The 3,232-nt window shown below is 51.7% G+C and carries 5 protein-coding genes; all 5 read right to left on the bottom strand.

Features of this window, described 5'->3' with window-relative positions; genetic code table 11:
* Positions 1-618, bottom strand: a 618-nt coding sequence (locus QCH34_RS09515; protein WP_300333318.1) for a nickel-dependent hydrogenase large subunit, incomplete at its 3' end; no start/stop codon positions are given.
* On the bottom strand, positions 611-1,297 hold the full coding sequence (locus QCH34_RS09510) for an NADH-quinone oxidoreductase subunit C (RefSeq protein WP_300333316.1): 687 nt from the start codon (positions 1,295-1,297) through the stop codon (positions 611-613). The genes QCH34_RS09515 and QCH34_RS09510, both read right to left, overlap by 8 nt.
* Positions 1,294-1,728, bottom strand: a complete 435-nt coding sequence (locus tag QCH34_RS09505) for an NADH-quinone oxidoreductase subunit B family protein (RefSeq protein ID WP_300333313.1) — start codon at positions 1,726-1,728, stop codon at positions 1,294-1,296. The genes QCH34_RS09510 and QCH34_RS09505 overlap by 4 nt, the downstream gene beginning before the upstream one ends.
* Positions 1,725-2,072 carry a hydrogenase gene (locus QCH34_RS09500; protein WP_300333309.1) on the bottom strand — a complete coding sequence of 116 codons (348 nt, stop codon included), beginning with the start codon at positions 2,070-2,072 and terminating at the stop codon, positions 1,725-1,727. The genes QCH34_RS09505 and QCH34_RS09500 overlap by 4 nt, the downstream gene beginning before the upstream one ends.
* Position 2,073: 1 nt before the next feature.
* Positions 2,074-3,232, bottom strand: a 1,159-nt coding sequence (locus QCH34_RS09495) for a proton-conducting transporter membrane subunit (protein ID WP_300333304.1), incomplete at its 5' end; no start/stop codon positions are given.

Below are 3,232 nucleotides of genomic sequence, written 5' to 3'. Positions count from 1 at the left end.
ATCTTTGCACCTGATTGCAATTGTGGTATCCTTGAGGAAGAGATTCAGCATCTTCCCGAGCAGATCGCGATACCCGTCAAGGCATTTCTGAATAGTCGGGTGCTGTTCCGGGGTAATATCCCGCCTTACACCGCCGACCTGTATCAGCCCATAGTTCACCCGGTTTCCGGTGATGTACTCGATCACATCCATCGCCTCTTCGCGGACACGCCATGCGAGATAGAAGAGGGTGTCAAACCCGAGTTCATGAGCCGCAACACCGGCCCAGAGGAGATGGGACTGGATCCGCTCAAACTCGGCGATGATCACCCTGATGTATTCGGCATGTGCCGGGACTTCGATATCGACGATCTGTTCGATTGCCCTTGCAAAAGCAAATGAGTGGGTGACACCGCAGATTCCACAGATCCGATCGGTCATGTGGATGATCTGGATCGGGTTTCTGCGCATTCCCATCCATTCGATCCCACGGTGTGCCTGTCCTGGGGCAAAATCCGCCTTTTTGACAACCTCCCCTTCCATATCAAAGAGGAACTGGACTGGCTCTTTGAGTGCCGGATGTATCGGGCCAATCGGAACGACATAGGGCGCTTTCTTTGTTGGAGTTCCTTCACTCATCCGACTTCACCTCCGCTTCAGGTTTCTTCTCTTCAGAAGGTGGATTTTCACCTGTCTTCTCTTCTCTCTTCACTTTCTTCTCCTCAGGATCGGCCTTTGGCTCTTCTTCCTTCTCGGTCACCGGTGGTGCCGGCCGATCAGTTGGACGTTTCACCTGCCAGAGATGCTTGATCATCGAATCCGGAACCCCGGTCTCGTCCTTTCTGAGCGGATAGACGCCTTCAGGGAAGTCTTCAGGAAGGAAGAGGCGCCTTCCATCCGGAATATCCTGAATTGTCACCCCGAACATCTCCTGCTTCTCCCGCTCTGTGAAGAGGGCTCCCGGGATGAGGTCGCTGATGGTCGGGAGCACGAGGTCATCTTTTTTAAGGGGCACCGTCAGGATCACCATGTACTCCCCATGCCTCTCACCGAAGTAGATCGAGAAGATGTACTGCATGCGAAGCTCCTCTCCAACATCCCAGCCTGAAATAACCGAAAGGTGCGGGTACGTGATCTCCTTTAACATAGAGATTGCCGGCTTCAATGATTCACGGGTGATGGTCATCCAGATATTGAAATTCTGGATCTTCTTTACACCTTCTGCCCTGATCTGAATTTTAGGATCAGATACGGAATCACCAAATGTTGTGGTGAACCGGTCGATCAGTTCCTGTGGTGTCAGTATAGTCTCGTTCATTCTTCACCTCGTTCTATCCGTTCAAGTTTTGTGAGTGCGGTCACGACACCGTAGATGATCGCCTCAGGCCGGGGCGGACAACCGGGGACATAGACATCCACAGGGATGACATCATCGACAGGGCCATCCAGGTTATATGAATCATAAAAGACCCCGCCGGACTGCCCACATGATCCGATACACATAACAATCTTCGGTGAAGGCATCTGTTCGTATACACGCCTAAGCCTCGGTGCCATCTTCTTTGTCACAGGTCCTGTAACGAGGAGGACATCCGCATGCTTTGGAGATCCAACAAGTCTCACGCCGAAACGTTCAGGATCATAGCGGGGGGTGATCGTTGCCACGATCTCGATATCACATCCATTGCAGGATCCAGAATTGAAGTGGAATACCCAGAGCGATCGTTTGAAAGATGGAGAGAGTGTCATAGGAAGATCACCACCAGTGCGAAGACGGCAATTATGACACCGAAGTACCAGAGCATATAGTCATTCAGGTCACCCGTATGGAGGGGTATCAGGCGGGAATAATACCCTTTCAACCCCTCGGTAAATCCCCAGTAGAGGTTTCCACCGCGGATATGCACCGCGTTCTTCTCAGGCTCTGCATTGCCCGAGAGGTATGGTTTTACCTGTTCTGTCCCTTTCTGGTATGTTGAATTCCCGCTCCTCCATATCAGGTATGCCACAATGAATGTGATCAGAAATGCCAGAATCCAGATGAGCGGATTCCAGAATCCCGTTCCTGTGATAAGGGTTGCTGTAATATCCATATCAGATACCTCCCATGACAGAGGCGATATAGCCGGTTTTGTCGATAAGTGCCAGTGCGGCGGGTTCAACGAGCGTATTCACAACGAGATCCGGGAAGAGCCCGAAGAGTATGATCAGAACAGCAAGAAGTCCCATTCCAACGAGCATCGGCATCGGCACTTCCTTCACCGCCTCATATTGCGGCAGCTTTGGTCCCATGAACATCGAATGGAAGACCTTGACAAAAGACGCCAGCGTCATGATCGAGACCACCATAGCGATCACCGCGATGAAGGGGTTGAATATGAAGACCGATTCATAGATCATCAGTTTGGAAGCAAAGCCGTTAAAGGGCGGGATGCCTGCAATTGCAAGTGCTGCAATGATAAAGAATCCCATCGTCCATTTCATTGAATGGCCGAGTCCTCCCAGATCGTTTAGATTTGCGGTTCCACACCGGTAGATGACTGCGCCTGCGATCAGGAAGAGGAGGCCCTTGTAGAGGGCATAGTTGATGATATGGAAGATCCCTCCCTCCATCGCGACAACCCCAAACTGTGCGAGCATCTGCTGATCACCAAGCACCGCGAGACCGACACCAAGTCCGACAAGCATGTATCCAATCTGTGAGACTGAGTGGTATGCCATCAGCCGCTTCACATCCTTCTGCGGGAGCGCCATCGAGACGCCGATGAACATCGAGAGGATACCGAGGATGATGATCACCCATCCGACGGTCACCACGTTCATTGTCAGGCCGAATAAGCTGAATGCAATCCGGAAGATTGCATAGAGGCTTGCCATGCTTGAGACGATCAGGAGCGCTGTAATTGAAGACGGTGCACTTGAATACGTATCCGGTGTCCAGAAGTGCATCGGAACAGATCCCGACTTCATCGCGAGCGAGACGACCATCAGGACGACTGCCACAAGTGACAGGCCGGTGAGATCGATCACAGAGGCGATATAGGCGATATTAAGTGAGTTGTACTGGCCATAGAGCATTCCGACTGCAATAAGGAAGAATAGGCCTGCAACAGTCGAGATGAACGCATATTTCAGGCCTCCTTCGACTGCAACGCCGCCTTTGATACGGTATGCAGCGAGTGCTGCACCGGCAAGCGAGTTGATCTCAAGGAAGACGAAGAAGTTGAAGAGATCCCCTGTTGAGACCATCCCA

Origin of the sequence: Methanocalculus sp. (assembly GCF_029762515.1) — an archaeon.
Taxonomy (GTDB): domain Archaea; phylum Halobacteriota; class Methanomicrobia; order Methanomicrobiales; family Methanocorpusculaceae; genus Methanocalculus.
The sequence above is the reverse complement of the archived record's forward strand: the minus strand, read 5'-3'. Positions and strand labels throughout refer to the sequence as shown.

Excerpts from the sequence above, each read along its gene's own strand:
- QCH34_RS09510 (WP_300333316.1), bottom strand. The coding sequence starts at position 1,297 with ATGAACGAGACTATACTGACACCACAGGAACTGATCGACCGGTTCACC.
- QCH34_RS09505 (WP_300333313.1), bottom strand. The coding sequence starts at position 1,728 with ATGACACTCTCTCCATCTTTCAAACGATCGCTCTGGGTATTCCACTTC.
- QCH34_RS09500 (WP_300333309.1), bottom strand. The coding sequence starts at position 2,072 with ATGGATATTACAGCAACCCTTATCACAGGAACGGGATTCTGGAATCCG.